3 protein-coding genes are annotated in these 2,853 nt (G+C 35.7%); all 3 read right to left on the bottom strand.

Annotated features, from left to right (window positions below; genetic code table 11):
• Positions 1-182: 182 nt before the first annotated feature.
• The 3 genes from Hs30E_RS10730 to Hs30E_RS10740 are packed head-to-tail and all read right to left on the bottom strand — an operon-like array spanning position 183 to position 2,499.
• Positions 183-740 carry a sortase domain-containing protein gene (locus Hs30E_RS10730; RefSeq protein WP_172209926.1) on the bottom strand — a complete coding sequence of 186 codons (558 nt, stop codon included), beginning with the start codon at positions 738-740 and terminating at the stop codon, positions 183-185.
• Positions 741-767: 27 nt separating this feature from the next.
• Complete coding sequence (locus Hs30E_RS10735) at positions 768-1,913, bottom strand: MSCRAMM family protein (RefSeq protein ID WP_172209927.1); 1,146 nt, start codon at positions 1,911-1,913, stop codon at positions 768-770.
• A gap of 4 nt (positions 1,914-1,917) precedes the next feature.
• Entirely contained in the window at positions 1,918-2,499 is a 582-nt protein-coding gene (locus Hs30E_RS10740) for a sortase domain-containing protein (RefSeq protein WP_172209928.1), read from the bottom strand.
• Between the last annotated feature and the right edge of the window lie 354 nt (positions 2,500-2,853).

Consider the following 2,853-nt stretch of genomic DNA (forward strand, 5'->3'; position numbering starts at 1 on the left):
TCAAGCTGAAAATTCAGCCTAAATCATAACTAAATCATATCAAAAATGGAATCTAAAAGCAAATTTTGCTTTATAAATGTAACTCATGTTTAGACTTTTTTTGGGACATTTTCAATTTCGCTTGACAGTATAACTGTTTATATTTTCTAATTTAGCGCATTTAAAGTTTGATATTTAAAAACCTAAACTGGTTTAGCAACAATCACAATATTTGTTATATCACTCAGACAGGCTTGGAGCGTGATACGTTCATCTGCACCGGGTTCTACCATCTGCTCATAGACGTTGACACCTACTTGATCAATGAGATTGCCTTCGTCGTCAACCATGAGAATGTCAGTGACTTTGTAATTACGAATTGGATTGATGTTATCATGAACCTCAATCACACTGTTGATACGCATAGAGATAAGTTCACGAAAAACGCCTGGGTTATGACCAATGAAATGAGTGTTTAGATTTTCATCATTGTCCTGAATTGGTTTACCACCCCAACTCGCAATATTGCGTTCGGGGTTATTATCGATCCATTTTTGTGCTTTATTATCGCCATCTCGCCCGATATTTTTATACTCAAACTGTTTACCATTAATAACAAAATAAGTTTTCAAATGGCTAGACGCCGAAGCCCTATCACCATCAACATAGTTGAGATAATAATAGACGCCCCCTCCGATACCACTCAAAACAATCAGCAGTCCTAAAAGGATTCTCAAAGTTCTTATCTTTTTCTTGTTCATTTGAATCAATTTACTCCTTTCATCATTCTAACTTTCTTCACTAGATTTCCCACGATATAATATAACAACAATACCAATAAATATCAGGAAAATGGCACCACCGACAATGATGAAATAATGTTTGGAATCTCTCAAAAGTGATTCAGCATTGAATGGTTCAAGACGTGTCGAACTTTTCAATTTGATTCGCGCATCTGTATTAGCTGAGTCTGTTGTTCTTGCGACTGAATAGTCCGTCGCCAAGGCATCAAAATCAGTATTAAAAACGGTGCTTGATAATTGACCTGTTAGGTTATTAACATGCTTAACGATGATTTTATTTTTTAAACCTTTAAAAAAGACAAGCGATGTTTTATTTAGTCGATAGCCCTTTGGTGCTTTAGTTTGAGTCAATTTGTAAAGTGTGCCACGTGGAATATCGGTATATGAAATTTTACCATCGGCATCAAAAGTGACCGTTTTAGATTCATCTTTAAATTGAGATAGGTCAATTTTTTTGGCTTCATCTAGGTCGAAATCTGGGGCAACTTCTAGGGTTGAGATGTCAAATTCAGCACCTGCTAATGCTTTTGCGCTATTTTTATCAACACTAAACAATTCTACATTATAGGTCGCATTATTGCCAACGTCAAAAGTAATCACTTCATTTTTATAAGTATGTGTGATGTCATCTTTGATATTGCCATCCTTGTCCAACGTATAAACAGCGGTTTTAGCACCATCTTTACTGGTATGAATCTTATAGATTACCCCTAGATTGCGATAGCCAAGTGGCGCAAAAATTTCTTTGAGATAGTAATCTTTATCGGGCTCAATTTTCAGCTTGTCGCCTTTTTGATTACGGAGAAAAGCCTGTTGTCCCGTAACCAGAATCGTGCCTTCCGTATAATCTAAGCCGATAGTTTCATCTTCATCAAACATCGTCTCTTTTAGGGCGAAAACAGCACCTGGAAGTGGCAGTTGATACCTTTCATCAAGGCGTCTAACGGATAATTCAATCGTTGCTAATTCGTTGGCATCGGTAAATTTTGCCTCACGAGCCGTTTTGTCGGGTTCGATTGTTGGCGTTTCGGCTTTTACATTTTCAGTAAAACAAGTGGTCGCAATCGGTGTTATCATCATGATTGCAAGTAATAATAGGTGTTTAGTGCGATGCCTTTTTGATTTTGACATGCTATCACTTCCTTTCAATTTCAGCGTCAGCTTTGGCAATAACGACAATATTCGTCACATCGCTCAGGCAGGCTTGGAGTGTAATTCGCTCCTCATTTCCTGCGCCAACTATTTTTTCATAAATATTAACATTTTCTTGATTTATCAGATTTCCTTCATCATCAATCATGGCAATCTCAGAGACAATATAATTACGCATGTCGTTGATATTATCATAGACACTGATAACATCGTTAAGTCTAAGTGAGGTGAGGTCTCGAAAAACACCAGGATTGTGACCGATAAAATGCGTATTTTGGTTATCTTCATTATTTTGAGTTGCAACGCCGCCCCAAGTTGCAATATTATGCTCAGGATTTTGGTTTATCCAATTTTCAGCTGACTTCTTTTTATCACTATTTTCCCGACCAATATTGCGGTAATCAAGTATTTTGTCATTAATAACAAGATAAGTCACATGTTCTCCTTCTAAGAAATGATCCGCACTTGTATAAGTCGTATAGTAATAAATACCGATACCGACACCACTCCAAAAAAAGAACAAACCGATGATTATTTTAAATAAACTTGTTTTTTTCTTACTCATCTTCCTACCTCTTATCCTTACTTTCTCACTTTAACGGATTTAGGTTTTTGTTATTAAATGAAAATTCCAGCAATTGTATGAACGCGCCAATGATTGCCTCAAAGGAATTATTATCAGCTGAAATATTTAAAACTTGAAAACATTATAGTCATATTATAACACTATTTTCCTCAGTATCAAAGTCATAAGTATAGACAATAAAATAAAAAACAAGCAGCGAAAATTCGGGCTCTATAATAAATCGTGTGGGAAAAATTCCCAGACGATTTTTTTGCAAAAAAAATCCTTCCTTCTATAATGTGAGTTACTAAGCAACACAAAAGAAAGGAAAGACATGTTTAATTATATCCTAAG

The sequence above is a fragment of the Pseudolactococcus hodotermopsidis genome (assembly GCF_011170085.1).
Classification (GTDB): Bacteria; Bacillota; Bacilli; order Lactobacillales; family Streptococcaceae; genus Pseudolactococcus; species Pseudolactococcus hodotermopsidis.